Origin of the sequence: Bacillus sp. FSL M7-0791, from assembly GCF_038627085.1 — a bacterium.
Lineage (GTDB): Bacteria > Bacillota > Bacilli > Bacillales > Bacillaceae > Bacillus > Bacillus safensis.
In genome coordinates this window covers 1,917,620-1,941,140 of sequence record NZ_CP152022.1, presented here as the reverse complement: position 1 = coordinate 1,941,140, position 23,521 = coordinate 1,917,620, and the positions used below count along the sequence as shown (strand labels likewise).

Below are 23,521 nucleotides of genomic sequence, written 5' to 3'. Positions count from 1 at the left end.
TATCCGAATGGAGAAGCGGTTTTTTCATGAGAAATAAAATGGCGTTTTGCATGGTGTGGTTGCCCATGCAGAATTCCTTGCGCCGGCATACGATACGTTAAGACCAAAAGTCGGGCAAGGGGGAGACAGAATGAAGGCGAAAGCACCAAAATATCAAGTAGGGGATATTGTCGTCGTTGTCATGTACGGCACAGTCGGAACGATTACAAAAGTCCATCAAATTGACCAGCACTATTTATATGAGGTCAATCATAATGAGGTGCTTTATTTTGAAACATCACTTCAGCTTTACGATGAGTATAGCGGAGTGATTGTCGATACAGAAAAGCTGGACATTGAATATGAGTTCCTCATTGGCGATGTTGTATATGTAAAAGATTACGGAAAAGAGCTATTTAAAATCATCGGTCATCGGACTGAAATTTGGCGTTACCTTGAAGATGGCTGGGAAGATGTCATTTACGAACTCACGAGGCTGAAAGACGGAGAGTGGCTGGAAACAGAAGAAGAAGATTTAACGCTTGTCCTAAGAAAATATGAGATGGACCAGTTTGTTCATCAGCTTCTTTTTGTGCATTACGTCGGAGAAACCTCAAAAGAGTTAGAAGAAGATATGGTCCAAACGGCTTTATTGCAGCTAGAAGAGAAACAAGAAAGCGAATCTTCACTTGAATTTCTGGCTGTATCTATAGTGGATGAGCTTCTTGATATTTATAACGATTATAAAATTCTCTATGAATTTTTCAAAGATCCAGAATATAAGGATATGATGGATTTTATTTTGGAAAGTTTACACGAACATTTTGGTTAAAGAAAGACTTGTCCTAATACGAATAAAAAATAAGGCACACAGAAAAATGCAATCACATAAAACCATCCCCTCAAGATACGGCCCATCACCTGATCAAAAGTTTCTCCATCTAATATGCTTAACCATTTCATTCTTTCAAGCCCCTTTTCTTTTTGTTTACTGCATTTATATGTATGGAATGAGCCATTATGACAAACTGTAATAAAAAACAGCCGGCGTTCATACATCATAAAAAAGGAGGCGGAATGCAATGAAAGAAGCAGATTTGGTGATTGATACAGAGGAAATTGCGGAGTTCTTCTACGTGGAGCTGATCAAAAGAGGGTACATACCTGCTGAGCTTGAAACATTTGAGCTGGCTGACATTACATTTGAATATATGCTGAAAAAAGCAATGATAGTTGAAGAAGAGGCGTGGTAGGCACTATACTTTGAAGAGATTCTGAAGAGAGAGGGAGGGGAATCCTTCGCGTGTACATCCTATTTCTTTTCATTTTATTTGGCGCCATTGCTGCGCTCATGGTATCTGGGGCTTTTCAAGATTTGGACAACCAGATTATCTTATGGTTTGAAAGCATCAGACTCCCTTTTTTAAATGATGTCATGCTGGCTTTGACGGACTTTGGCATCAGCGCGCTGCTCGTTCCAATCATGCTCATTTTTAGTGTGGTCTTGTTTATGTATAAGCGCTACTACTCTATCATGATGCTTTTTCTACTATATCTCACAGAAAAAACAATCAATCATGAATTAAAGGGGCTGTTTGCTAGAGAGCGTCCGGCCTTTGATCACCTTGTAGGTGAAACGTATTACAGCTTTCCGAGCGGACATTCGATGAATGCAGCCACCATCTACCCTTTTATTGCTTATCTATTAGTTGAAATGATTCCATGGCTGAAAGAAAGACAAAAAATCGTCTATTTGATCACAGGGCTTTGCGTTCTGGCCATCGGCATCAGCCGGATGTATATCGGGGTGCATTATTTGACAGATGTTGCAGGAGGCTTTGCGATAGGACTCGCTTTATTTCTCATTTGTAAAAAGATTGACGAAAGATTGCCTGTCATTCGACAAAAATAGAAGAAGGAAATTGACAGATCCCAGCCAATTTTATATAAAAGGGGAGGGATTTGAATGCAATTGACGTTGAGATTTTTTCAAAAGAAACCTTCATCATTTCACTTAACCATTTATCAGACACCTGAATTTGGCGCTGCAAGCGGGCATCAGCCTGTGTACCGGACAAAGATTGGCGGCAGAACACACCTTGATGTACTGGAAAAAGCATTCTCGACATTTAATGTACATGATACAGTCCCTAATGATTACAATGCGCGGTTTATCACAACAGGTGATATTGTTGTGATTGATGATAAGAAAAAGGGGAAGTGCTATTATCAGCTCTCTCCGGCAGGGTGGAAACGCAGTGAACGACTAATGACGATAGGTTAAATAGATCATGAATGATGCCAGCTTGAGATCCAGCTGGTATTTTCTTTTTTAAGCTCGATCGTTTATAATAAATAGGATAAAATACATAGTAAACGTAAGTGGAGGCTAAAAAATGAGTGTACATATTGGAGCAGAAAAAGGACAAATTGCAGAAACGGTATTGCTGCCAGGCGATCCGCTTCGTGCGAAATATATTGCAGATACATATTTAGAAGATGTTGAGTGCTATAACGAAGTGCGCGGAATGTATGGCTATACTGGAACCTATAAAGGAAAACGTGTTTCTGTACAGGGCACTGGAATGGGCGTACCGTCTATTTCAATTTATGTGAATGAACTCATTCAAAGCTATGATGTTCAAAACTTAATTCGCGTTGGATCTTGCGGAGCCATCAAAAGAGATGTCAATGTACGTGACGTCATTTTAGCCCAGACATCATCAACAGATTCACAAATGAATCGTGTCGCTTTTGGACCGATTGATTATGCGCCATGCGCTGATTTTGGCCTGCTCAAGAAAGCCTACGACACAGCACAAGAAAAAAATGTCGCTGTACGTGTCGGAAATGTATTTACAGCAGACCAATTTTATAATGAAAAACCACTTGAGCTCATGGCTCAATATGGTATTCTAGCGATCGAAATGGAGACAACCGCTCTTTATTCTCTTGCAGCAAAATTTGATCGAAAAGCGTTATCAATTTTGACTGTGAGTGATCACGTTCTAACAGGAGAAGAAACAACGGCTGAAGAGCGTCAAACAACGTTTGATGAAATGATCTTAATTGCGCTAGACTCCGTTTTATAATAGTATAAAGGGTGTGCTACAATGTAGCGCATCTTTATTTTTTTAGAAGAGCAAAAGGAAGGTATGTCATGAAGAAAAGCTACAAAATACTCTCAATCGCATCGATTCTTGGTTTGACAGCCGCGCTATCAGGCTGCCAGTTGCTGGATCAAAAAAGCGGTACATCTGAATCAAACAAAACAAACGAACAAAAAAACGCAGCAAGTTCATCTCCCCAGCACAACTCAAACGATAAGGCAGATTCATCGAATCAAGAGCTGACGTTAAAGAGTGAATATTTCAATGACATCAAGGTTGTGAGCGGTCTGAAAACCATTCAAAATCCTGAAAATGTGCTAGCACTTGTCAACAAAGAATATGCATTACCAGGAACCTATAAACCTTCTGATCTCGTTGTACCAAAAGTAGAATTCTCTTTTTCGGAAGATATTGAAAAGCGATATATCCGCAAAGAAGCAGCGGAAGCGCTTGAGAAGTTATTCAAAGGTGCAAAAAAGGAAAACTTCGAGCTTGCTGCAGTATCTGGCTATCGCTCCTATGACCGTCAAAAAATCATTTTTGATAGTGAGGTCAAATTAAAAGGCAAAGAAAAAGCACAAGAAGCAGTCGCTTTACCAGGCGAAAGTGAACATCAAACAGGTTTAGCTATGGACATTTCCTCAAAAAGTGCCGGTTTTGAGATCTCTGAAAAGTTTGGTGAAACACCAGATGGCAAATGGGTGGCTAAAAACGCCTATAAATATGGCTTTATCATCCGTTATCCAAAAGGAAAAGAAGACATTACGAAATACGAATATGAGCCGTGGCATCTGCGCTATGTGGGAAAAGAAGCCGCAAAAGCGATGCATGATCATGATTTAACATTTGAAGAATACATGAACAAAGTAAAGAAAATCTAAACAAGTTAAAGGCCTCCCAGCTATTCGGGAGGCCTTCTCTTATTCTTCTTTTAAAAAAAGAACAATCCTGCTAATGCGAAGCCGGTAATGAAACCGAGGCCGATGCCATACGCTGCACCCCAGCCATAATATCCGCCCCAATAGCCAAAGCCAAAGCCTCCGCGAGACCCGCCGACTGGACGAATATAAACTTTGCGGTTTGTCACACGCTCAATGCGTCCGACGTGTACTCTGCCATTACGGTCAGTAATTCTAGCGACTTTCCCCATGTGCTGCTGACAAAGCTTGTAGTAGCGCTCCATGTTTTTCCTCCTTATGACAAACTCTTTTCACTCTTATCCTATGCGAGAGACTTCATAGAGTTTGGACAAAACATATAGGAGATTCGCTCATTTTATACGGTACATTCAAATAGAATGTGGCTTAGCTGCTTTCGGTGTGCTTGAATGAGATCGTAGTGTGTTTGCAGTGTCTCGTAAAGAGAAGGCGGTATGTGTTCAGATAATTCCATCTCTGTCGGCTCCTCCTGCACCATATGTTCATCGAATGAGAGAATCTGAATGTCACGGAAGCCCGCTTCGGTTAACTGCTCCTTCCATTCTTCAAGCGACAAGAGCGAGTGAAAGCCGTAAAAATTTCGAACCGCTGCCAGCTCTTCAGGGGTAAGAGGGGCTTTTAACACAGCTTCATTTGCAATCAATTGACTGCCAGGAGCAAGCACACGTTTGATTTCAGCTAGTGCATCAGGCAGCTTGGTAAAGCTTAAAACAGATTCACTGATGAGTAGAGAGAACGCTTGATCTGGAAAGGGCAGCTGCTCAATGGATGCCTCTAAAGCACGGATCGGCAGTTCCTCCCGTTTGAATCGCAGGTTCGCCTTTTCAATCATCAATGGATGCGTATCAATGGCCTCCACCTGATAACCTATATTTCCTAAATAGGCGGCGGTCTGTCCTGTACCGCATCCAGCGTCCAGTATTCGTGCATGAGGCGGCAGTTTTATATGCTCAATCATCGTTTTTGTTAACTCAATTCCGCCAGGATGGGCACCTGATACGCCAAAATAAGCAAGCATTTCTACATAATCACTCATATAATCCCTTCTTTCCTTATCCTGTTCCTCTCTAAAGATTATGCAATAGAGGGGCAAATGGCTTATCTTTTCAAATAGAAGTTGATCCTTTGGTTGACGGATGAAGCATCGTCCTTGATAATAATGAAAGGAGATAAAGGTGGTGTTTTTTTGAAAAAACAAATGAAGTTCGTGGTAGCCATTCTCGTGACTGCTGCACTGTCCTCAGCGATTACATTTGTGATCACAAAACAAGGTGCTGTCAGCGTCTCAGGAGACGAGAAGTTTAGTAAACTCATGGCTGCGTATACGAAGGTAAAGGATGAGTATTACGAAAAAACGGATGATCAAAAACTAGTAGATGGTGCGATCCAAGGAATGATTGCATCACTTGATGATCCATACTCTACATATATGGATCAGGAGGAAGCCGAAGGGTTTAACAATACCATTTCTTCTTCATTTGAAGGAATTGGTGCACAAGTAGAAGAGAAGGATGGACAAATTTTAATTGTCGCGCCGATTAAAGGCTCTCCTGCTGAAAAAGCTGGTTTGAAACCTCATGATCATATTTTAAAAGTAGATGGAAAAAGCACCAAAGGAATGTCGGTCAATAAAGCAGTCTCTCTCATTAGAGGGAAAAAAGGAACGGATGTTAAGCTGCATCTCAACCGTCAAGGAGTCGGCAATGTAGATGTGACCATCACAAGAGACACGATTCCGCTTGAAACGGTGTATGCAAAACTCACAAAAGACAAAATAGGAGAAATCCAAATTACGTCCTTTGCTGAAACCACATCGAAAGAGCTGGATAAAGCAATTGATGACCTCGAGAAAAAAGGGGCAAAAGGTTTTGTCATTGACCTAAGAGATAATCCAGGCGGCATCATGACAGAAGCCATTGAAATGAGCAATGACTTTATTGATAAAGGGAAAGTCATCATGCAGGTTGAAGAAAAAGGGAAGAAACAAGTGTACAAGGCTGAAAAAGAACGCAAAGTCCATCAGCCGGCAGTTGTCCTTGTAAATGGCGGTTCAGCCAGCGCTGCTGAAATCATGGCGGCGGCTCTGCACCAATCTTCAGGCATTCAAATTGTGGGTGAAAAGACGTTTGGCAAAGGAACTGTTCAAAATGCGCAAAACTATAATGATGGTTCTAGTGTCAAGTTAACCATTGCAAAATGGCTGACACCAGACGGTTCTTGGATTCACAAAAAAGGTATCGAACCACAGGTGAAAGCAGCTCTCCCAAGTTATGCAAAGCTGCCGTACTTAAGCCCGAAAAAATCATATGAGCTAAATGACAATGGAGATGAAGTCAAAGCAGCTCAAAAAATGTTCCAAGCGCTTGGCTACAAAGCAAAAGCAAACGGTGAGTACGATGAAGCATTCCAGTCTATCGTCAAAAGCTTCCAAACAGACAACGATCTCAAGGCAGACGGTATTCTGACAGGAGATACAACGACCGTTCTGATGACAAAGATCCAAGATAAGTTAAAGAACAACGATACACAAATGAAAAAAGCCATTGAAGTCTTGAAAAAAGAAATGAAATAAAAAAAGCAGTCCTCATCAGGGGACTGCTTTTCTTATCTTGTGACCGCTTCTGTTTTTTCATGATCCTTTTCAAATAGATCATTCATGACAGAATTGGATGTGACCTTCTTTTGGAAGAATGGATTCAAGATCAAGATAACGACGACGTTTGCTAGTAAACCAAGAAAACCTTCATAAAGGCCGAACGTGACTTGTGAGATATTCGCTGTAAAGGTAACGATGATTCCAATGACTAACCCGGCAATCGTTGCTTCTCTCGATTGTTTTTTCCAGAACAAGCTGATGGCAATAGCTGGGAAGATTTGAACCATTCCTGAAACACCAATGAGCTGAAGCGTGACAAGTGCAGTTGGGAACAGCATCCCGAATAAAAGAGCGAGTCCGATGACGATAAACACCATCGAACGTGTAATGATGGTCAATCTTTTAGGTGACACATTCGGATGAATTAAGTCACGGTATAAATTATTGGCAAATAAATTTGATGCGCCAATGGCCATGATGGAGCATGGAATGAGGGAAGCCAGTGCAATCGTTGAATAAGCGAGCCCCTGCATCACGCCGCCATATGATGTTTGAATTAAATGAAGAAGAGCAAATCTTGGATTTGTATCTTCTGGTAAGACTAAAAAAGCAATAAATCCAAGGAAGATGACCAAAATCAATACAATATTATAAAGAGGCAAAAACATGCTGTTTTTACGGATGGCATCTGCGCTTTTGGCTGTAAAAACCCCAGTTGCTGCGTGTGCCCACATAAACAAAGCAAGAGCAGAAACGCCTGAAGCAGTAATGAACCATAAAATTCCCTTAGGACCGCTTTCAGGGATCGTTAGAAGCTGAGGGGCTTCTTTGGCTAACGTGTTCATCATCGGTGTCCAGCCGTTAAAATGAATAATTGGCAGTGAAACGACCATAAACAGCATGATCACCCAAACGAGAATATCCTTAATAATGGCTGTATATGTAGGACCTTTAATACCACTAAAAAATGTATAAAGTGCGACTAAAATAAATGAAATAATAACTACTGCATTCACATTAATATAATTAGTTCCAGCGACAGTTAATGTATCTTGAATTCCGCTCAGCTGAAGACAAATATAAGGAATCAGCATAAGTACTCCAACAATCGCAATCAAACTGGATAACAGCTTGCTGTCAAACCGCTCACGTGCATAATCGGCAAGTGTTGTAAGGTTGTGATTTTTCGCAACCGTCCATAGTTTCGGTAAAAAGAAATAAGCAATAAAATAAGCTAGGACTGAATAAGGAATAGCGAAAAAAGCGACGCTTCCAGCTGTATAAGCTGTACTTGTAAGCCCTAAAAAGGTATAAGCTGTATATAAGTCTGCGCCAACGAGGAACCATACGAGCAGTCCGCCAAATTTTCTTCCGCCGACAGACCATTCTTCTACTGACTGTCTTGATGATTTGTCACGACCAGCGGCAAATCCGATGATCACGACGATGAAAATAATACTTGCAGTAATCAATAAAGCTGTTAAATTTCCTTGCATTAGTTAGTTCCTCCATTTGAATGTTGCATCTTATAAATGATAAATGTGCAAATTGGTGTGAGTACAATCCATAGCAAGAGCCAGAAGTGGAAAAAGGGCAGGCCGATGACAAATGGATGAATGCGATTCGCAAAAGGCAGCAATGCGAGCTGTCCGATGAATGGAATCGCGATTAGTAGTGCCAGCATCAATTTTTTGTTCATGATTTCCTCCTGAATATTTTGTAATTTCATAATAATAGCAGTTGTCAGATTAGATCACAAGACCATTTTCAGAAAAAACAATCATTTTGGTGAATACCATACTAATATAACGCTTTCATTCTTGAAAAAGGAGAAAGAGTAAAGTTGTAAAGAGGGGAAAGGGGAAAGAAAGTATGTAGAAATAATATTTGAAGCAAATAAAAAAGCCCCAGCATAAAGGCTGAGGCCTTGCCAATTTTTAAAGGAAATCAGATACTTCTTCGATGTCAAAACGGTTGCTTTTATGAGCTTCTTTCGCTGCTTTACCAACTGAAATCAGCATAACCGGCTCGTAGCGGCCGCTTACATTGAATTCTTTGATGTACGCGTCTTTACTGAAACCACCCATTGCACATGTATCATAGCCCATTGCTTTTGCCGCAATCATTAATTGCATAGCAGCTAATGAAGCATTTGAATACGCTGCTTCGCGTGCATATTGCTCGCTTTGGTATGCGCCATTGATTTGAGTCATCAATGTTTCTTTAATGTCTTCTGTAATGAAGCCTTGTTCTGCCAGCTCACTGTAGATTTTTTCGCCATTTTGGTTAGCTTCAAGGTCACCTAGAACTGCAATAACAGCTGATGCCTGTGATACTTGCTTTTGGTTGTAAGCGATTGGAAGTAATTTTGCTTTTGCTTCAGCACTATGGAAAACAGTGAAATGCCAATGCTGAAGGTTCCAAGCAGATGGTGCTTTTGTTGTGATTTCAAGAAGCTCTGTTAACTCTTCTTTTGTCATTTCATGAGAAGTATCATACTCTTTTACTGAAGCTCTTTGTTTTAAGATGTCAATTGTTTTTTGATCGGTCGCCATATGGATATTTCCTCCCGTTTTTGCAAATAATATGGTACAATAACTAAAAAGTGAGAAACTTACTTATTGTAACTAGAGTTATTTTAAATTGTACACCGTTAGTTTGTCAAACAATCATGAAAAGAAAGGCTGAAATTTATGGAATTCCAATTATGTCCACACATTCAGCAAGCTTTTTTACTCCTAGGCAAAAGGTGGAACGGTCTCATTATACATGTATTGCTTGATGGACCAAAGCGTTTTAAAGACCTCTCAGACACGATCCCGTCGATCAGTCAAAAAATGCTCGCAGAGCGTTTAAAAGAGCTCGAGCAAGAAGGGATTATAGAGCGGACCGTCCTGCCTGAGACGCCTGTCAAAGTCATTTACAGTTTAACTGAAAAAGGGAATGCGTTACATGATGTGTTTCATGAGGTATCTCGGTGGGCAGGGGAGTATACAGACTCACACGGGAAAAAGGAGCAAGCCTAGTTTCGGGTTTGCCCAAACATTTTGACTCCTGATGAATATGCTGATGTTAGGCACATGACAAAGGAGGAGAAATGCATGTACCCTCATACTCCGTATTTTCGAGGCGGCGCCCCTGGCATTCCGCCATATGAATCCAGAGTCCCTTTGTTTTTTGGTTTTGGCGCTCCTTTAGTCGGCGGACTGCTTGGCGGATTTCTAGGAAGTGCGATTTTTAATTATCCCCGTCCATATTACCCGCCGCCACCACCGCCTGCTCCACCACCTTATGGCGGCGGATATCCACCACCTTATGGCGGCGGATATCCACCATATTATTAAGAAAAAAGAGTAGGCCTGCTTCCGTTCTTAAAGCAGGCTTTTTATAATGGAATATCAATTTCAGAAATTCCTGGATCATCATGCTTTAAAAACATAATTTCCAATATACCATCTTGATACGACGCCTTCGTTCCTTTTCGTTTCACAGCAGCAGGGAGGACGACTTTCTTCTGCGTCCCTTCTTCAGGAAAATGATCAATAAACAGCAGATTGGCTGTATGTTTGATTTTGACTTTTTCTGTGTTCGGACGAGCAAGTTCAATTTTGACAAACACATGATCAGTCGTCTCGAACACTTCGACTTCTGGCTCTTTTTCTTTTTCGACATCAGTTTCTCTCGTTTTTTGATTTTGAGAAAGGGGGTCCTGAAATGGGAACTGAGCAGGATAATTGGAGCCGAATACACTTTCCATGACTTGATTGACATACTGCTCAACGTCTTTAGGATCTGAATTCTTTAAGGCTTCTTTTGAGAACTGCTTTTGAAAAGGGAATAATCGGTTCCAGTCGAACATGCGAATCATCCTTTCTAAATGCCCTGAATTAGTATATGCCCATTCGCCTGCGTGCGTGCTATAATATACGTTAGATTTAGAAAGGGATGGTTACATTGAACGAACAGCAATCAAAAGGTGTTCTCTACACGGCAGCATCTTTTACTCTCTGGGGTTTATTCCCGTTATATTGGAAGCTGATGGAGCATATTTCGTCAGGCGAAATTTTAGCGCACAGAATTTTATGGTCATTTGTGTTTATGTGCGGTATTCTTTTGTATTTAAAACAAGTCCGCCCAGCAATGCAGACAGTGAAGGGACTCATACTGGATGGTAAAGCATTTTTTTCATTACTTTTATCTGCTATTTTAATTTCGGTCAACTGGTATGTTTACATTTGGGCAGTCAATCATGGTCTTATGCTAGAAGCAAGTTTAGGGTACTATATTAATCCGCTTGTATCCGTTCTATTAGGCATTATTTTCTTAAAAGAACGACTAAATAAATGGCAAACCATTGCCATCCTCATTGCCGCATTTGGGGTGATCCTTTCAACAGTTCAATACGGGTCATTTCCTGTCGTTGCTTTCTTATTAGCCCTTAGCTTCGGCTTTTATGGTTTGATCAAAAAAAGGATGAGCTTCACGAGCGCGATTGGTTTGACGATTGAAACGCTGCTTCTCGCACCGGCTGCACTTGTGTACTTATTATTTTTCTTAAAAGAACCTGTTGTGACTATGAATCCTAACAGCTTCGGGTCGCTCGGTCTCTTATTTTTTGCAGGCGTTTTTACAGCCGTGCCGCTTCTTTTATTCTCAGAAGGCGCAAAAAGAATTCCACTTTATCAAGTGGGCATTTTGCAATACATTGCACCGACAATTACGCTGTTTTTAGGGCTGTTTGTCTATCACGAACACTTATCCGCAGCTAAAATTGTGACGTTCCTTTGTATTTGGGTGGCGATTTTACTGTTTACCACCTCTCAATTACGCATGAAAAAAACAGCGAATTCTCATTAAGCCAAACGAGCAGTTTGCTTTTTTTTGCAGGCGGATCATGTCATAATAAGTTGTTACCAAAACTGTAGAGGTGATCATATGTCGTCAGCTCATGAGCTTGCAGCCGCCTATCAATCTTTATGGAAAAATCGTCAGCTTGATGTTGATGATATGTCTTCTTTACACGAGGCCATATGTGATGACTTACTTGATGCACGAACACATCCGCGGGCAAGGAAATCATTACACCAAAAGTATGTGCTTGCTGTGGAGAGAATTTTAGAAAGTGAGCTTAAGCATGATCATCAGCTGCAGCTGATCAGCTTACATACGAAAAAGCTGCGAGAATTAATTCAAAATGAAGGAAGGAACCACTCATGAAACCAATTCAAACGGAAGATGTCACAGCACATCTTGAATCGTTTTTAAATCGTCCAGTCTTCGTTCATCTTGAAACGACAACTGGTTCTTATTCAGCTCATGTAAATGAACAAAATATGACGGTTGTTGCGTATATCCGCAACGCGAAAGTCGTCTATTCACAGGCGAAAATAAAAGGACAAGGTCCATACCGTGTTGGAATGAAAACAGAAGATGGCTGGATTTACGCAGAAGGATTAACCGATTATGTGTTTGATGACCAAGGCCGCCTGCTATTAGCTGGACACTTGCCAGACGGCAAACTAGCGATCTCATTACAAATTAGTGAAACACCATTTCAGGTGTAGAAGAAAGGGTGACAAGTCATGAACGAACATGTACTAGTGATGCTGCCTCACCCCGATGATGAATCTTTTGGGGTTGCTGGTCTCATTGCACAAAGCAGAAAACGCGGAATTCCCGTCACATATGCATGCGGGACACTTGGGGAAATGGGCAGAAATATGGGAAGCCCAACATATGCGAACCGTGAAACACTTCCTGAATTAAGAAAACAGGAATTAATCAATGCCTGCAAAGAAATGGATATCACAGACTTACGTATGCTTGGCCTGCGTGATAAAACATTGGAATTTGAAGACGACGAGTATTTGGCAGATGTGATGGAAACCATCATTGATGAAGTCAAACCGACACTCATTGTGACGTTTTATCCAGGACACGGTGTACATCCTGATCATGATGCGACAGGTGAAGCTGTGATTCGTGCTCTATACCGCAAGAAAAAAGAAGACCGTCCTGTCACATACTGCATGGCCATTACGAAGAATAGAGAAGAAGTGCTTGGACATGCGGATATTGTGATTGATATTACAGATGTTGCAGATATCAAATTAAATGCACTGAGAGCGCATAGAACGCAAACAGAGGGCATGCTGAGAGAGCTTGAACAAAAGCTCAAAAACAAAGAACCAGTTGTCCAAAAATGGTTTGATGAAGAAATTTTCTGGACGTATCAATGGAATGACTAAACAAAAAAGCAGCTGATCTATGTCAGCTGCTTTTTTGTGTTGTATTTAGTGATTCGATACATGCCTGAGTTGACGTTTTTGAATCAATCTGAGACGGATAAAGAGGACGATGGCGCCTGCGGCAAGCCCGGCAATCAGTCCGATCCAATAACCAAACGCCCCAAAGGAGGTATAAGTACCAATGAGATAACCGGCAGGAAGACCGATAACCCAGTAAGAGACAAAAGCAGCAATCAGCGTATAATTCACATCTTTATAGCCGCGCAGAGCCCCTTGAATGGGTGCAGCAATCGCATCTGACAGCTGGAAAAAGATCGCGTAAATCAAAAAGTGCTGTGTCATTTGTAAAACAGCTGATTCAGCTGTATATAAACCAGCGATCTCTGGTCTGAATAGCAAGATGAGGGCGGCCGTACATAATGAGAATAATACCGCCGTTCCAATGCCGATATAGCTGTAGCTTTGCGCGTCTTTATACCTCTTAGCCCCCGCTTCAAACCCAACAACGATCGTTAACGCCATTGAGATGCTAAGCGGTAAAATATAAAGAATAGAAGCAAAGTTCATCGCTGCTTGGTGACTGGCGATTGTAATGGTATCAAAGTGACCCATTAATAGCGTCACTGCGGCAAAAATACTCGTTTCAAAAAAGATCGCAAACCCGATAGGAAGGCCAATTTTCAGTATTTGCCCTATACGGGAGATATTCATTCGAGGCAGTTTTTGAAACAAACGAAATGAGGCAAATGGTTCTGCTTTAATGACAATACAAATACTCATGATGAAAATCGCCCAATACGTCATTGCAGATGCAAGACCGGCACCCGCACCGCCAAGCTTTGGAAAGCCAAAATTCCCAAAAATCAATACGTAATTTAAAACAAAGTTAATAGGAAGTGCTGTGAGCGTGATGAACATCGTCACACGTGTTTTCCCTAATGCATCAATAAATGACCTTAGCACCGAATAACCAAACAGCGGGAGGATGCCAAAAGCAAGAAAGCTGAGAAAATGCCGGGCAATATCCTCTACAGAGTGATCGAGTCCAAGTCCTACTAGTATGTAAGGAACGCTGATCGTACCAATGACAATCACAGTGATACTTAAAAGAAAGGATAAATAAATCGCCTGAAAGACAGCCCGGGGAACATCTTCTTTATGCCCAGCGCCCATCAGCTGAGCCACAATCGGAGTAACGGCCATCAAAATCCCGGCAAGTCCCGTATAAACAGGTGTCCAAATACTAGAACCGATCGCAACACCCGCAAGGTCTTCTGCACTCACTTTTCCAGACATCACCGTATCTAAAAAGGTAATAAGCGAAAGACCTGCTTGGGTGATTAAAATCGGAATCAAAATGGTTAAAAATAGTGTCAGCCTTGCTCGAATGCTATTCGTTTCTCTCATCATAAGTTCCTCTCTGAACAGAAATAACGAGAGGAATTATATCATGCTATGTAAAAAAATCAATTCTCCGTCGGATTATTTTTCTTAGATGGCTTCGTTTTTTTAAACATTTGGGCATAAATAAAAGAAAGACTGACAACACCTAAAATGCTGCAAGCATATTGGATGATTTTCTGAATGGTCATATTAAGCTCACCTCCATACAAATAGAATGTGCACAATTTGCTATTTTATAACAACAAGCGAAAGAAGGAGGGAAAAGGTCAGATGATCCACCTGACGAACGAAGAAGTGATATTTAAAGCCGGGATGAGAACACATTTGATGAACATTATGAAGGATGCAAGTGACATCATTGATTCTCTTGATAAAACAGAGCAGTGTTTACTTTGTGATCTCGAAGCATTGCATGATCAGTTTAATGAAATGCATGCAGAGGCTTCGTCGTTTTATTTACAAGCATATATGGAAGAATTCACACCAGGATTTGCTCAATTTTCTTTAGCCATTGAAAATTTATCAAAACAAAAGCATGGAGCACTCATTGTGATCCAAAGACGCGATGAGGTTGAGGATTTTATCCAAAAAGGGACAAACCTTCATGCGAAAATTAGCGCTTCCTTAATAGAAAGCATTTTCTACCCGGGAAATCCACTGCATGATGGTGCTCTTTTAGTCAAAGAAAATACACTTGTTTCTGCTGCAAATGTGCTGCCGCTTACATCGAAAAAAGTGAGTCCTTCGCTTGGCACAAGGCACAGGGCAGCGATCGGACTCTCTGGTATGACCGATGCACTTGTTCTTGTCGTATCAGAAGAAACGGGAAAAATGTCGTTTGCGAAAGAAGGCGTGCTTTATCCGCTTACCGTAAAAGATCCAGAAATAAGAAAATAAAAACGAACGCTGCATTCTTCATTCGGAAGGATGCTTTTTTATTTGCGGAGAAAAATCAGCCAATTAAGTAAAAAGTCATTTGATACAGAAAAATTTGTCATGTAGAATAGAACTATGAAACTAGCAGCGTGCTTGTTTTGACAAATTTCTAAACTTCAACTTAAAAATTCCTTAAAAAATGTTTATAAATAAAGCAAACAGCCGATAGAAACGATATGGCTTTGTTTTAGCATTTTGAGTTGGCTGCTTTAGCCTATTTGTTATTGCCCAACGTCTTCATGTCGAGTAATATAATAGAAATAAAGATAAAATAGTGCAAGAGAAGCAGAACCATTAAATGCTAAACTCAAAACTAGTACATAAGTCTTATTGAACAAAATCACGAAAGGCGGAGATTCCTCTATGAAGAAAAAAGTAGTAACCGGCCTCACAGTTTCAGCGATCGCTGGCTCAGCTGTGTTTGCTGCACCGGCAGAAGCACAGACGATCAAGGTGAAAAGCGGTGACTCACTTTGGAAGATTGCCGAACAGTACAATACAAGTATTTCGGAGCTTCAATCTCTTAATCAATTAAAAACGACAATGATTTTTGCAGGACAAAGCTTAAAAATTCCTGGTGAAAAAAGCAAGAAATCCAGTTCATCAACAGGGTCAAAAGCAAAGAAATCAAGTGCTTCAACGACTTCCAGCTATACTGTAAAGCTTGGCGATTCTTTATGGCTGATTGCAAAAAATCATAAAATGTCAGTTGCAAGCTTAAAAAGCCTAAACAGCTTAAACAGCGACCTGATTCGTCCTGGTCAAAAGCTAAAGGTCTCTGGCAGCACGAAGACAAGCGGAAGCCAGTCATCAAATTCAAACTCATCTTCAAATTCCAGCTCAAGCAATAAGACAACGAATTCAAATAGTTCATCATCTTCAAGTACATACAAGGTTAAATTAGGGGATTCACTTTGGAAAATTGCGAATTCGCTAAATATGTCGATTGGTGAAATCAAAACATTGAACGGATTAAAATCTGATATGATTTATCCGAATCAAGTATTGAAAGTAAAAGGAACGGCTGCATCAAAACCAAGTCAGCCGAAACCTACTAAACCAAGCAATTCAAACAGTAACCAGTCTTCTAGCGGGAAAACAACATCTTATACTGTAAAATCAGGCGATTCGTTATGGAAAATTGCGAATCAATTCAAAGTACAGGTTCAATCAATCCGCACAGCCAACAGCTTGAAAAGTGATGTGCTTAGAATTGGACAAGTATTAAAAATCAATGGTGCAGCTTCCGGCTCAACTGGATCGAATGGTTCTACGTCTAACGGTACAACAACTCCGGTCGACAATAACAAAAACAATGTACCAATGAATGCAAAGATCACGACAATGATCCAAGAAGGGAAAAAGCTGACAGGCGTTCCTTACAGATGGGGCGGTAATACACCAGCAGGATTTGACTGCAGCGGCTTTGTTTACTATCTCATTAACAAAGTTTCATCTGTATCCAGATTAAGCACAGCTGGCTACTGGAATATGATGACTCCTGTAAGCACACCACAAGTTGGAGATTTTGTTTATTTTACAACGTACAAAGCAGGCCCTTCTCATATGGGACTATACCTTGGCGGGGGAGATTTCCTTCATGCAAGTGACAATGGAGTAGGAATCTCGAACTTAAGCAATCCATATTGGAAAAAAGCCTACTTAGGTGCAAAACGTTTCTTCTAAAAAAAGCCGATTTTCGGCTTTTTTTGTTTGCCCGCTGCTGTGATTGTCCATACTGATAACAAAAGGGGGCAGTCATAAATGAAAAAGTCAGTGTGGATGATCATGATATGTTTGATCTTTACCGCATCAGCATGTCATGCACCGCCAAAAAAAGAAACGACAGAAGAAACAAGCGAAGTTGCAGCACCTAAACAAGCACCAGTCACGACGTCACTCATAAACGAAAGCGGGCAAAAAATAGGAAGCATTGAAATAAGAGAGTCCTCAGAAAATGGCCTGGATCTGCATGTAAAAGCGAAAGGGCTGCCGCCAGGTCCTCACGGTTTTCATATTCATGAAACAGGAATATGTGAAACGCCAGATTTTGAAACGGCAGGAGCTCACTTTAATCCAACCCATAGAGAGCATGGTTTTGACAATCCAAAGGGGCACCATGCTGGAGATATGCCTAATTTAGAGGTAGGAGCAGATGGACAAATTGATGTTGTTGTGAACGTACCAGATGTGACGTTAAAGGGAGGCCCGAATCAATTAATCGATCAAAATGGGCGAAGCTTTATCATTCATGCAGAAGCAGATGATTACTTAAGTAACCCTTCTGGTAACTCAGGGAAACGAATCGCTTGCGGATCGATCACAAAAGAAATGGTAAAATAACAGAAGTCTAACCTTTATGTATTGAGTGCATAAAGGTTTTTTTAGTATACTTGGTGAGGAAAATGATCGAAGAGAGGAATTAATCATACATGTTTAACGAACAATCACTCCCAGAAGAAATTCAAGCAATGATTGAAGCAAAAGCAAAAGTGCTGGAAGAAGAATTTCGTCCACTTATTGGAACAGGCGGCTATGAATCACAGGATACTACTATCATTCAAGATGCCATGATTGCATTAGCACTAGGGAAAAACGTGCTTTTAAAGGGGCCGACCGGCTCAGGTAAAACCAAACTAGCAGAAACATTATCCGCTTTCTTTCAGCAGCCGATGCACAGTGTGAACTGCTCGGTTGATCTTGATGCCGAAAGCTTGATTGGCTATAAAACCATTCACAATGATGGTCAGGTGGCTTCGATTGAATTCATTGAAGGACCTGTGACAAAAGCAATGAAAAAAGGCCATCTTTTATATATTGATGAAATCAACATGGCGAAGCCAGAAACACTGCCTATTTTAAATGGTGTACTCGACTACAGAAAAATGATGACAAACCCATTTACAGGTGAGGTTGTTCGAGCAGAAGAAGGCTTTGGGGTCATTGCGGCAATCAATGAAGGATATGTCGGCACAGTGCCTCTAAATGAAGCGTTAAAAAACCGTTTTGTGGTCATTGACGTTCCATATATCGGGGGCGGAATCCTGAAAGATGTACTGCAATCTCAATCTGTTTTAAAGGATGAGCGGTTAATTGATCAATTCGTTCAGCTCTCATCAGACCTCATTACACAAGCTCATAACGGACAGGTGAGTGAAGAAGCAGCATCCATCCGCGCGCTTCTAGATACTTGTGATCTTGCGCAATACATCCCGCCGCTTCGTGCCGTTGAACGAGGCATTGTTGAAAAGCTGGAAGATGACCGGGAAAAAGCAGCGGTAAGAAATATCGCCCAAACATTATTCGAGTGAGGTTCTGACTTTTGAAATTCATCAAATTTAATGACAGCAGAATCGATTCATTTTTATTTATGGAATTAACGGATTTAGCCAAAACGTTAGCAAAAAGTGATGATGTCGAGCTTGAATACGGTGTGCAGTCCTACTATGAACCGTTTGAAAAGAAAATTTTCATCAGTCATTTTTGGGATGATCGTAAACAAGAAGATATGCTAGCAGGGCTGAAAAGTGATGTGTTCCTTCGTGCAGTAGGCACGGTTTATAGTGATCTTACGGTATTTCAGGAGATCATTCGCTTTGCTCATACATTATCCATTCCTGATGTATGTAAACAATTGTTTATGCTGTTTGAAGATATCCGGATTGAAGAGCGGATTAAACATGACCGTCCAGGAACAAAAAAGGTATTTAAACGAAGAAGAGAGCTGTACCGGCGTCACTTTAAGACACAATTAACGATTAACCAAGAACGAAGTATTTTAACAGATGCACTTTTTTGTGCGATTTATGTGAAGCTGACAGCTGATTCTCCGCTCGAAGAGATTCCGCCTCTTCATGAGCAGATCAACCCGATGATTCCGTTTATTGAGTCAAGTCTTGAACGTGTGTATGATGCGGGTTCAACAGCAGACATCGCAGCTATTGTCAAAGAATTGATGGAAGGGTTCGATGAACTGCTTGAAAAGGATATGCTGAATACGTACTTTTTCTTCCCTGAATTGGACTATGAACAAGCGGCAAAAGAACCGCTGTTCCATGACTTAAAAAGAAAACCTACATTAAGTGAGGACATCAAAGTCGACCGAGAAAAAGAAGGCGATGAAGACATTCACCAAGAGTATATGGAAGTGTGGCATCGAGAAACCGAAGCGCCATCCAAAAGCTTCCTTCAATTTGATTTAGAGCACGGCGGTAAAAGTGATCTTGGTAAGGATGCGGCAAGAGAAGGTGATGACGGAGATCAGGCACTCGGAACTGTCCAAGGCTCTGCAAAGCAAACACACCGAAAAGATTATTCAAAGCTTGAAGCGCTGGAAGAGGCTGAAGGTGAAGAAAGCGGAGCAGATGGCCATGAGAATGGAAAAGAAAACAAATATGCGTTTCCAGTCATGATTTCACCAGATCCTCCTAAGCCAGAACAAATCGATGCATACAAGCAGCATGCGAAGGAAATTGAGCCTTATCAGAAACGCTTAAAACAAATGATCCAAAAAACACTTGAACATAAAAAATCATGGCCTAAAACAGACCTTCATGCAGGACGTCTCAGTAAAAAGCTGATTCGCTACTTTACAGAGTCTAACCCGCGTCTTTTCTATAAAAAACAGGCACCGTCTTCTCAGATTGATGCTGTTTTCACCTTATTAGTAGACTGTTCAGCGAGCATGTTTGACAAGATGGATGAGACGAAAAAAGGCATTGTTCTCTTTCATGAAGCGTTAAAATCCGTGCAAGTCCCACATCAAATTGTTGGGTTTTGGGAAGATACAAACGACGCAACAGAAACAAGTCAGCCAAACTACTTCAACACAGTCGTGTCGTTCAAAGATTCTCTATTTGACGCAGGGCCTTCTATTATGTCTCTTGAGCCAGAAGAGGATAACCGGGATGGCTATGCGATTCGCCAAATGACAAAGATGATTTTAAAGAGAAGAGAAGAACAAAAGTTTCTGATTGTCTTTTCAGACGGAGAGCCAGCTGCGTTCAGCTACGAACAAAATGGGATTGTCGATACGCATGAAGCAGTTCTTGAAGCGAGGAAAAAGGGCATTGAGGTGATCAATGTGTTTTTATCCAATTCGCCGATAGAAGAAGCACAGATGAAAACCATTCAAGATATGTATGGCAAGTTCAGCATTTTTGTACCAGATGTCGATACATTGCCAGATGTTTTATATCCATTACTGAAGAAACTGCTGCATAAAAGCATTGGGGCATAAGGTTTTGCCCCTTTCTTCAAATTATTTTTCGGAATGATTTAAATTTTTTGTTTTTCTGTGAATTTTTTATCTTTAATTGAACAAAGAATGTAGAAAGTAATCCAAAACAGTGGTAGAATATTATTGGAAGCGTTTTATTACATAAATTTGGTCATTGTGTTCTGGAAGTTATATCGAGATAGTGTTCAATCACTTGATGATCAAAGTTGGGGGTAGTGTTCAAAATGTTTCAAAATGATGTGAAACAACCGTTGAGTTGGGAAGAATTTCATGGTCCGAACCTCGGCTATGTGCTCGAGCTCTACGATCAGTATGTCCAAGATCCTACCAGTGTTGATGAAGATCTAAGAGGCATATTTGATGAACTTGGTGCACCACCGAGTGAAATGAAGGAGGAAATTGGGAAAAAAGAAAATAGCGTAGTTACTTCTGAACAAATCCAAAAGATAGCATCAGTCGTTAAACTGGCAGAAGACATCAGAACGTATGGCCATTTAAATGCTTCCGTCAATCCTCTTCGCAAAGAAAAGGAATTACAAGAGCTGTTTCCTTTAAAGGAGTACGGTTTAACAGAAGAAGATGTCAAGAATATTCCGATATCTATTATTAGTCCGGATGCACCAAAACACATTTCAAACGGCATAGAAGCCATTAACCATTTGAGAAATACGTATAAACGTACCATTTCATTTGAGTTTGATCACGTGCATGACTTCGAAGAGCGAAACTGGCTCTCAAAATCAATCGAATCTGGTGAACTATTTAAGAAAAAACCAGCAGATAAACTAGTTTCTGTATTCAAGAGATTAACAGAAGTTGAGCAGTTCGAGCAGTTTCTTCATAAAACATTTGTTGGGCAAAAGCGCTTCTCTATAGAAGGTTTAGACGCACTTGTCCCAGTACTTGATGAAATTATTTCAGAGTCTGTTACACAAGGGACTTCAAATATTAACATTGGAATGGCACACAGAGGCCGTTTAAATGTATTAGCACATGTGTTAGGAAAGCCATATGAGATCATTTTCTCAGAATTCCAGCATGCGCCAAATAAAGAGCTCGTTCCATCAGAGGGCTCTATTGGCATCAGCTACGGATGGACAGGGGATGTTAAGTACCATCTTGGAGCTGACCGTCAAATTAAAGACGAAGATACAAAGAGTGCGAGAGTTACGCTTGCTAATAACCCAAGTCACTTGGAGTTCATTGATCCAATCATTGAAGGAAGCACGCGTGCCGCTCAGGAATCACGTACTCAAAAAGGCTACCCAGTTCAAGACGTTGAAAAAGCGTTAGCCATCTTAATTCATGGGGATGCAGCATTCCCTGGAGAAGGAATTGTGGCAGAAACATTAAATTTAAGCCAACTTGTAGGCTATCAAGTGGGCGGAACCATCCATATTATTGCCAATAATATGATCGGGTTTACAACAGAAAGCAATGAATCCCGCTCGACGAAATATGCGAGTGACCTTGCAAAAGGATTTGAGATCCCTATTGTTCACGTCAATGCAGATGATCCAGAAGCGTGTTTAGCGGCTGTTCAGCTAGCAGTAGAATACCGCAAACGCTTCAAGAAGGATTTCCTTATTGACTTGATCGGTTACCGCAGATACGGTCATAACGAAATGGATGAGCCTTCTACAACTCAGCCAATGCTGTACGATGCGGTCAGAAAGCACAAAACGGTCAAGAATATCTTTGCAGATAAACTTGTCTCAGAAGGTCTTTTGACAAAAGAGCAGCGTGAAGAAATCGAGCAGGCTGTGACGGCAAAAATAGAAGAAGCTTATAAAAAGGTGCCTTCAAAGAAAGAGCATACGATTCAAGAAATCGAACTGCCAGAGCCTGTATCAAACGGCTTCCCAGCAGTGGATACATCAGTAGAATTTGATGTATTGCGAAAGCTGAATGAAGAATTGATCAGCTGGCCGAATGATTTCCAAGTATTTGGTAAGCTGAAGCGGATCCTTGAAAAACGTGCAAAAGTGTTTACAGATGACCGTAAAGTAGAATGGTCACTTGGAGAAGCACTCGCATTTGCATCTATATTAAAAGACGGTACGCCAATTCGAATGACCGGACAGGATTCAGAGCGTGGTACTTTTGCTCAAAGAAACCTTGTTCTTCACGACAGTCAAACGGGAGATGAATTTATTGCTCTTCATGAACTAAGTGATGCGAATGCATCGTTTACAGTTCATAACAGTCCACTGTCAGAAGGCTCAGTCATCGGATTTGAATATGGTTATAATGTCTATTCTCCTGAAACGTTAGTGATTTGGGAAGCTCAATTCGGAGACTTCGCAAATGCAGCTCAAGTGTATTTCGATCAATTTATCTCAGCTGGCCGTGCAAAATGGGGACAAAAATCAGGTTTAGTCATGCTGCTGCCGCATGGATATGAAGGACAAGGTCCTGAGCATTCAAGTGGAAGAACAGAGCGCTTCCTGCAATCAGCTGCTGAGAATAACTGGACAGTTGCGAACCTGACAAGTGCAGCGCAATATTTCCATATTCTTAGAAGACAGGCGAAAATGCTGCTTCGTGAAGAGATTCGTCCGCTTGTCATTATGACACCGAAGAGTCTGCTTCGTAACCCGAACACATTGTCTGAAGTCCAAGAATTAACAGATGGACAGTTCCGTCCAGTTCTTGAACAGCCAGGTCTTGTACATGATCACGAAAAAGTATCGCGTCTCGTGCTATCTAGCGGGAAGGTATCCATTGATATTAGTGATCGTTTTACTCAAATGGAAGAGCCGAAGGATTGGCTTCACGTTGCAAGAGTGGAACAGCTATATCCGTTCCCAGCCAAAGATATTAAAGGAATTTTAACAAAGCTGACAAACTTAGAAGAAATCGTATGGGTGCAAGAAGAACCGCAAAATATGGGAGCTTGGGGATACATTGAGCCATATTTACGTGAAATTGCGCCTGAAAAAGTAAAAGTACGTTACATCGGCCGAAGAAGACGTTCAAGTACGGCTGAGGGTGATCCAACTGTGCATAAAAAAGAACAAGAACGAATTGTATCTGATAGCTTGACTCGCAAAAACTAAGGGGGAAATGAA

The 23,521-nt window shown here is 41.0% G+C and carries 28 protein-coding genes; 19 read left to right on the top strand and 9 right to left on the bottom strand.

Annotated elements, in window-relative coordinates; genetic code table 11:
* Positions 1 to 130 precede the first annotated feature (130 nt).
* On the top strand, positions 131 to 811 hold the full coding sequence (locus MHI08_RS09760; protein WP_024422708.1) for a hypothetical protein: 681 nt from the start codon (positions 131 to 133) through the stop codon (positions 809 to 811).
* Here the strand turns inward: MHI08_RS09760 and MHI08_RS09755 are convergent.
* Complete coding sequence (locus tag MHI08_RS09755; protein ID WP_255290989.1) at positions 808 to 942, bottom strand: hypothetical protein; 135 nt, start codon at positions 940 to 942, stop codon at positions 808 to 810. The genes MHI08_RS09760 and MHI08_RS09755 overlap by 4 nt on opposite strands.
* A 119-nt stretch (positions 943 to 1,061) precedes the next feature.
* Here MHI08_RS09755 and MHI08_RS09750 point away from each other — a divergent pair, with 119 nt between their 5' ends.
* From MHI08_RS09750 to MHI08_RS09730, 5 genes are all read left to right on the top strand, one after another.
* Positions 1,062 to 1,232 carry a YozD family protein gene (locus tag MHI08_RS09750; protein WP_065214722.1) on the top strand — a complete coding sequence of 57 codons (171 nt, stop codon included), beginning with the start codon at positions 1,062 to 1,064 and terminating at the stop codon, positions 1,230 to 1,232.
* 50 nt (positions 1,233 to 1,282) lie between these two features.
* Complete coding sequence (locus MHI08_RS09745; RefSeq protein ID WP_342499590.1) at positions 1,283 to 1,891, top strand: phosphatase PAP2 family protein; 609 nt, start codon at positions 1,283 to 1,285, stop codon at positions 1,889 to 1,891.
* A 54-nt stretch (positions 1,892 to 1,945) separates the two neighbouring features.
* The gene (locus MHI08_RS09740) at positions 1,946 to 2,263 is read left to right on the top strand and encodes a hypothetical protein (RefSeq protein WP_041109513.1); all 318 of its coding nucleotides are present in this window, start codon (positions 1,946 to 1,948) and stop codon (positions 2,261 to 2,263) included.
* 112 nt (positions 2,264 to 2,375) lie between these two features.
* Positions 2,376 to 3,071: a purine-nucleoside phosphorylase gene (gene deoD, locus MHI08_RS09735; protein ID WP_041109512.1), complete on the top strand. Its 696-nt coding sequence runs from the start codon at positions 2,376 to 2,378 to the stop codon at positions 3,069 to 3,071.
* Positions 3,072 to 3,139: 68 nt separating this feature from the next.
* Positions 3,140 to 3,970, top strand: coding sequence for a M15 family metallopeptidase (locus tag MHI08_RS09730; protein WP_041109511.1), 831 nt, complete (start codon positions 3,140 to 3,142; stop codon positions 3,968 to 3,970).
* A 50-nt stretch (positions 3,971 to 4,020) separates the two neighbouring features.
* On the opposite strand, the gene MHI08_RS09725 is transcribed toward MHI08_RS09730, so the two are convergent.
* Both MHI08_RS09725 and MHI08_RS09720 read right to left on the bottom strand, forming a co-directional pair.
* A complete protein-coding gene (locus MHI08_RS09725; protein ID WP_024422704.1) occupies positions 4,021 to 4,272 on the bottom strand; it encodes a hypothetical protein in 252 nt (83 codons plus the stop codon).
* A 92-nt stretch (positions 4,273 to 4,364) separates the two neighbouring features.
* On the bottom strand, positions 4,365 to 5,063 hold the full coding sequence (locus MHI08_RS09720) for a class I SAM-dependent methyltransferase (RefSeq protein WP_041109510.1): 699 nt from the start codon (positions 5,061 to 5,063) through the stop codon (positions 4,365 to 4,367).
* 150 nt (positions 5,064 to 5,213) lie between these two features.
* On the opposite strand from MHI08_RS09720, the gene MHI08_RS09715 reads away from it, so the two are divergent.
* Positions 5,214 to 6,599 carry a S41 family peptidase gene (locus MHI08_RS09715; RefSeq protein ID WP_076841075.1) on the top strand — a complete coding sequence of 462 codons (1,386 nt, stop codon included), beginning with the start codon at positions 5,214 to 5,216 and terminating at the stop codon, positions 6,597 to 6,599.
* Positions 6,600 to 6,631: 32 nt separating this feature from the next.
* Here MHI08_RS09715 and MHI08_RS09710 read toward each other — a convergent pair whose 3' ends face one another.
* The 3 genes from MHI08_RS09710 to MHI08_RS09700 form a co-directional block, all read right to left on the bottom strand.
* Positions 6,632 to 8,119 carry a sodium:solute symporter gene (locus MHI08_RS09710; protein ID WP_342499589.1) on the bottom strand — a complete coding sequence of 496 codons (1,488 nt, stop codon included), beginning with the start codon at positions 8,117 to 8,119 and terminating at the stop codon, positions 6,632 to 6,634.
* The gene (locus MHI08_RS09705) at positions 8,119 to 8,322 is read right to left on the bottom strand and encodes a DUF3311 domain-containing protein (RefSeq protein ID WP_060697075.1); all 204 of its coding nucleotides are present in this window, start codon (positions 8,320 to 8,322) and stop codon (positions 8,119 to 8,121) included. The genes MHI08_RS09710 and MHI08_RS09705 overlap by 1 nt, the downstream gene beginning before the upstream one ends.
* A gap of 238 nt (positions 8,323 to 8,560) precedes the next feature.
* The gene (locus MHI08_RS09700) at positions 8,561 to 9,178 is read right to left on the bottom strand and encodes a nitroreductase family protein (protein WP_024428323.1); all 618 of its coding nucleotides are present in this window, start codon (positions 9,176 to 9,178) and stop codon (positions 8,561 to 8,563) included.
* A gap of 138 nt (positions 9,179 to 9,316) precedes the next feature.
* Here MHI08_RS09700 and MHI08_RS09695 point away from each other — a divergent pair, with 138 nt between their 5' ends.
* Both MHI08_RS09695 and MHI08_RS09690 read left to right on the top strand, forming a co-directional pair.
* A complete protein-coding gene (locus tag MHI08_RS09695; RefSeq protein WP_041109504.1) occupies positions 9,317 to 9,649 on the top strand; it encodes a winged helix-turn-helix transcriptional regulator in 333 nt (110 codons plus the stop codon).
* Between the two features lie 75 nt (positions 9,650 to 9,724).
* Positions 9,725 to 9,967, top strand: a complete 243-nt coding sequence (locus MHI08_RS09690; RefSeq protein ID WP_342499588.1) for a hypothetical protein — start codon at positions 9,725 to 9,727, stop codon at positions 9,965 to 9,967.
* 41 nt (positions 9,968 to 10,008) lie between these two features.
* Here the strand turns inward: MHI08_RS09690 and MHI08_RS09685 are convergent, their stop codons facing one another.
* Positions 10,009 to 10,482, bottom strand: coding sequence for an Hsp20/alpha crystallin family protein (locus tag MHI08_RS09685; protein ID WP_076841072.1), 474 nt, complete (start codon positions 10,480 to 10,482; stop codon positions 10,009 to 10,011).
* An 86-nt stretch (positions 10,483 to 10,568) separates the two neighbouring features.
* Here MHI08_RS09685 and rarD point away from each other — a divergent pair, with 86 nt between their 5' ends.
* From rarD to bshB2, 4 genes are all read left to right on the top strand, one after another.
* Positions 10,569 to 11,480 carry an EamA family transporter RarD gene (gene rarD, locus MHI08_RS09680; RefSeq protein WP_029705997.1) on the top strand — a complete coding sequence of 304 codons (912 nt, stop codon included), beginning with the start codon at positions 10,569 to 10,571 and terminating at the stop codon, positions 11,478 to 11,480.
* 78 nt (positions 11,481 to 11,558) lie between these two features.
* Positions 11,559 to 11,840: a hypothetical protein gene (locus MHI08_RS09675; protein WP_024428326.1), complete on the top strand. Its 282-nt coding sequence runs from the start codon at positions 11,559 to 11,561 to the stop codon at positions 11,838 to 11,840.
* Complete coding sequence (locus MHI08_RS09670) at positions 11,837 to 12,187, top strand: YojF family protein (protein WP_008359999.1); 351 nt, start codon at positions 11,837 to 11,839, stop codon at positions 12,185 to 12,187. The genes MHI08_RS09675 and MHI08_RS09670 overlap by 4 nt, the downstream gene beginning before the upstream one ends.
* Before the next feature lie 18 nt (positions 12,188 to 12,205).
* Positions 12,206 to 12,871 carry a bacillithiol biosynthesis deacetylase BshB2 gene (bshB2, locus tag MHI08_RS09665; RefSeq protein ID WP_024422693.1) on the top strand — a complete coding sequence of 222 codons (666 nt, stop codon included), beginning with the start codon at positions 12,206 to 12,208 and terminating at the stop codon, positions 12,869 to 12,871.
* Positions 12,872 to 12,916: 45 nt separating this feature from the next.
* Here bshB2 and MHI08_RS09660 read toward each other — a convergent pair whose 3' ends face one another.
* Complete coding sequence (locus tag MHI08_RS09660; RefSeq protein ID WP_342499587.1) at positions 12,917 to 14,278, bottom strand: MATE family efflux transporter; 1,362 nt, start codon at positions 14,276 to 14,278, stop codon at positions 12,917 to 12,919.
* 59 nt (positions 14,279 to 14,337) lie between these two features.
* A complete protein-coding gene (locus MHI08_RS09655; RefSeq protein ID WP_008359993.1) occupies positions 14,338 to 14,463 on the bottom strand; it encodes a hypothetical protein in 126 nt (41 codons plus the stop codon).
* An 82-nt stretch (positions 14,464 to 14,545) separates the two neighbouring features.
* Between MHI08_RS09655 and cdaS the strand changes: the two genes are divergently transcribed.
* The 6 genes from cdaS to sucA all read left to right on the top strand — a co-directional run bounded on the left by cdaS (position 14,546) and on the right by sucA (position 23,509).
* Positions 14,546 to 15,172 (top strand): sporulation-specific diadenylate cyclase CdaS, encoded by a 627-nt coding sequence (cdaS, locus tag MHI08_RS09650; protein ID WP_342499586.1) that lies wholly within the window; start codon positions 14,546 to 14,548, stop codon positions 15,170 to 15,172.
* A 402-nt stretch (positions 15,173 to 15,574) separates the two neighbouring features.
* The gene (locus MHI08_RS09645; protein ID WP_342499585.1) at positions 15,575 to 16,897 is read left to right on the top strand and encodes a LysM peptidoglycan-binding domain-containing protein; all 1,323 of its coding nucleotides are present in this window, start codon (positions 15,575 to 15,577) and stop codon (positions 16,895 to 16,897) included.
* A 78-nt stretch (positions 16,898 to 16,975) separates the two neighbouring features.
* Positions 16,976 to 17,554, top strand: coding sequence for a superoxide dismutase family protein (locus tag MHI08_RS09640; RefSeq protein ID WP_075623333.1), 579 nt, complete (start codon positions 16,976 to 16,978; stop codon positions 17,552 to 17,554).
* Between the two features lie 89 nt (positions 17,555 to 17,643).
* Positions 17,644 to 18,522, top strand: a complete 879-nt coding sequence (locus MHI08_RS09635) for a MoxR family ATPase (RefSeq protein WP_087975897.1) — start codon at positions 17,644 to 17,646, stop codon at positions 18,520 to 18,522.
* Positions 18,523 to 18,533: 11 nt separating this feature from the next.
* Positions 18,534 to 20,450, top strand: coding sequence for a VWA domain-containing protein (locus MHI08_RS09630; protein WP_041109486.1), 1,917 nt, complete (start codon positions 18,534 to 18,536; stop codon positions 20,448 to 20,450).
* Between the two features lie 224 nt (positions 20,451 to 20,674).
* Entirely contained in the window at positions 20,675 to 23,509 is a 2,835-nt protein-coding gene (sucA, locus tag MHI08_RS09625; RefSeq protein ID WP_034280582.1) for a 2-oxoglutarate dehydrogenase E1 component, read from the top strand.
* Positions 23,510 to 23,521 lie beyond the last annotated feature (12 nt).

Excerpts from the sequence above, each read along its gene's own strand:
- MHI08_RS09725 (WP_024422704.1), bottom strand. The coding sequence starts at position 4,272 with ATGGAGCGCTACTACAAGCTTTGTCAGCAGCACATGGGGAAAGTCGCT.
- MHI08_RS09740 (WP_041109513.1), top strand. The coding sequence starts at position 1,946 with ATGCAATTGACGTTGAGATTTTTTCAAAAGAAACCTTCATCATTTCAC.
- MHI08_RS09675 (WP_024428326.1), top strand. The coding sequence starts at position 11,559 with ATGTCGTCAGCTCATGAGCTTGCAGCCGCCTATCAATCTTTATGGAAA.
- sucA (WP_034280582.1), top strand. The coding sequence starts at position 20,675 with ATGTTTCAAAATGATGTGAAACAACCGTTGAGTTGGGAAGAATTTCAT.
- MHI08_RS09640 (WP_075623333.1), top strand. The coding sequence starts at position 16,976 with ATGAAAAAGTCAGTGTGGATGATCATGATATGTTTGATCTTTACCGCA.
- deoD (WP_041109512.1), top strand. The coding sequence starts at position 2,376 with ATGAGTGTACATATTGGAGCAGAAAAAGGACAAATTGCAGAAACGGTA.
- MHI08_RS09730 (WP_041109511.1), top strand. The coding sequence starts at position 3,140 with ATGAAGAAAAGCTACAAAATACTCTCAATCGCATCGATTCTTGGTTTG.
- MHI08_RS09710 (WP_342499589.1), bottom strand. The coding sequence starts at position 8,119 with ATGCAAGGAAATTTAACAGCTTTATTGATTACTGCAAGTATTATTTTC.
- MHI08_RS09635 (WP_087975897.1), top strand. The coding sequence starts at position 17,644 with ATGTTTAACGAACAATCACTCCCAGAAGAAATTCAAGCAATGATTGAA.
- cdaS (WP_342499586.1), top strand. The coding sequence starts at position 14,546 with ATGATCCACCTGACGAACGAAGAAGTGATATTTAAAGCCGGGATGAGA.
- MHI08_RS09685 (WP_076841072.1), bottom strand. The coding sequence starts at position 10,482 with ATGTTCGACTGGAACCGATTATTCCCTTTTCAAAAGCAGTTCTCAAAA.
- MHI08_RS09720 (WP_041109510.1), bottom strand. The coding sequence starts at position 5,063 with ATGAGTGATTATGTAGAAATGCTTGCTTATTTTGGCGTATCAGGTGCC.
- rarD (WP_029705997.1), top strand. The coding sequence starts at position 10,569 with ATGGTTACATTGAACGAACAGCAATCAAAAGGTGTTCTCTACACGGCA.
- MHI08_RS09760 (WP_024422708.1), top strand. The coding sequence starts at position 131 with ATGAAGGCGAAAGCACCAAAATATCAAGTAGGGGATATTGTCGTCGTT.
- MHI08_RS09660 (WP_342499587.1), bottom strand. The coding sequence starts at position 14,278 with ATGAGAGAAACGAATAGCATTCGAGCAAGGCTGACACTATTTTTAACC.
- MHI08_RS09670 (WP_008359999.1), top strand. The coding sequence starts at position 11,837 with ATGAAACCAATTCAAACGGAAGATGTCACAGCACATCTTGAATCGTTT.
- MHI08_RS09700 (WP_024428323.1), bottom strand. The coding sequence starts at position 9,178 with ATGGCGACCGATCAAAAAACAATTGACATCTTAAAACAAAGAGCTTCA.
- MHI08_RS09655 (WP_008359993.1), bottom strand. The coding sequence starts at position 14,463 with ATGACCATTCAGAAAATCATCCAATATGCTTGCAGCATTTTAGGTGTT.
- MHI08_RS09750 (WP_065214722.1), top strand. The coding sequence starts at position 1,062 with ATGAAAGAAGCAGATTTGGTGATTGATACAGAGGAAATTGCGGAGTTC.
- bshB2 (WP_024422693.1), top strand. The coding sequence starts at position 12,206 with ATGAACGAACATGTACTAGTGATGCTGCCTCACCCCGATGATGAATCT.
- MHI08_RS09690 (WP_342499588.1), top strand. The coding sequence starts at position 9,725 with ATGTACCCTCATACTCCGTATTTTCGAGGCGGCGCCCCTGGCATTCCG.
- MHI08_RS09695 (WP_041109504.1), top strand. The coding sequence starts at position 9,317 with ATGGAATTCCAATTATGTCCACACATTCAGCAAGCTTTTTTACTCCTA.
- MHI08_RS09755 (WP_255290989.1), bottom strand. The coding sequence starts at position 942 with ATGAAATGGTTAAGCATATTAGATGGAGAAACTTTTGATCAGGTGATG.
- MHI08_RS09645 (WP_342499585.1), top strand. The coding sequence starts at position 15,575 with ATGAAGAAAAAAGTAGTAACCGGCCTCACAGTTTCAGCGATCGCTGGC.
- MHI08_RS09705 (WP_060697075.1), bottom strand. The coding sequence starts at position 8,322 with ATGAACAAAAAATTGATGCTGGCACTACTAATCGCGATTCCATTCATC.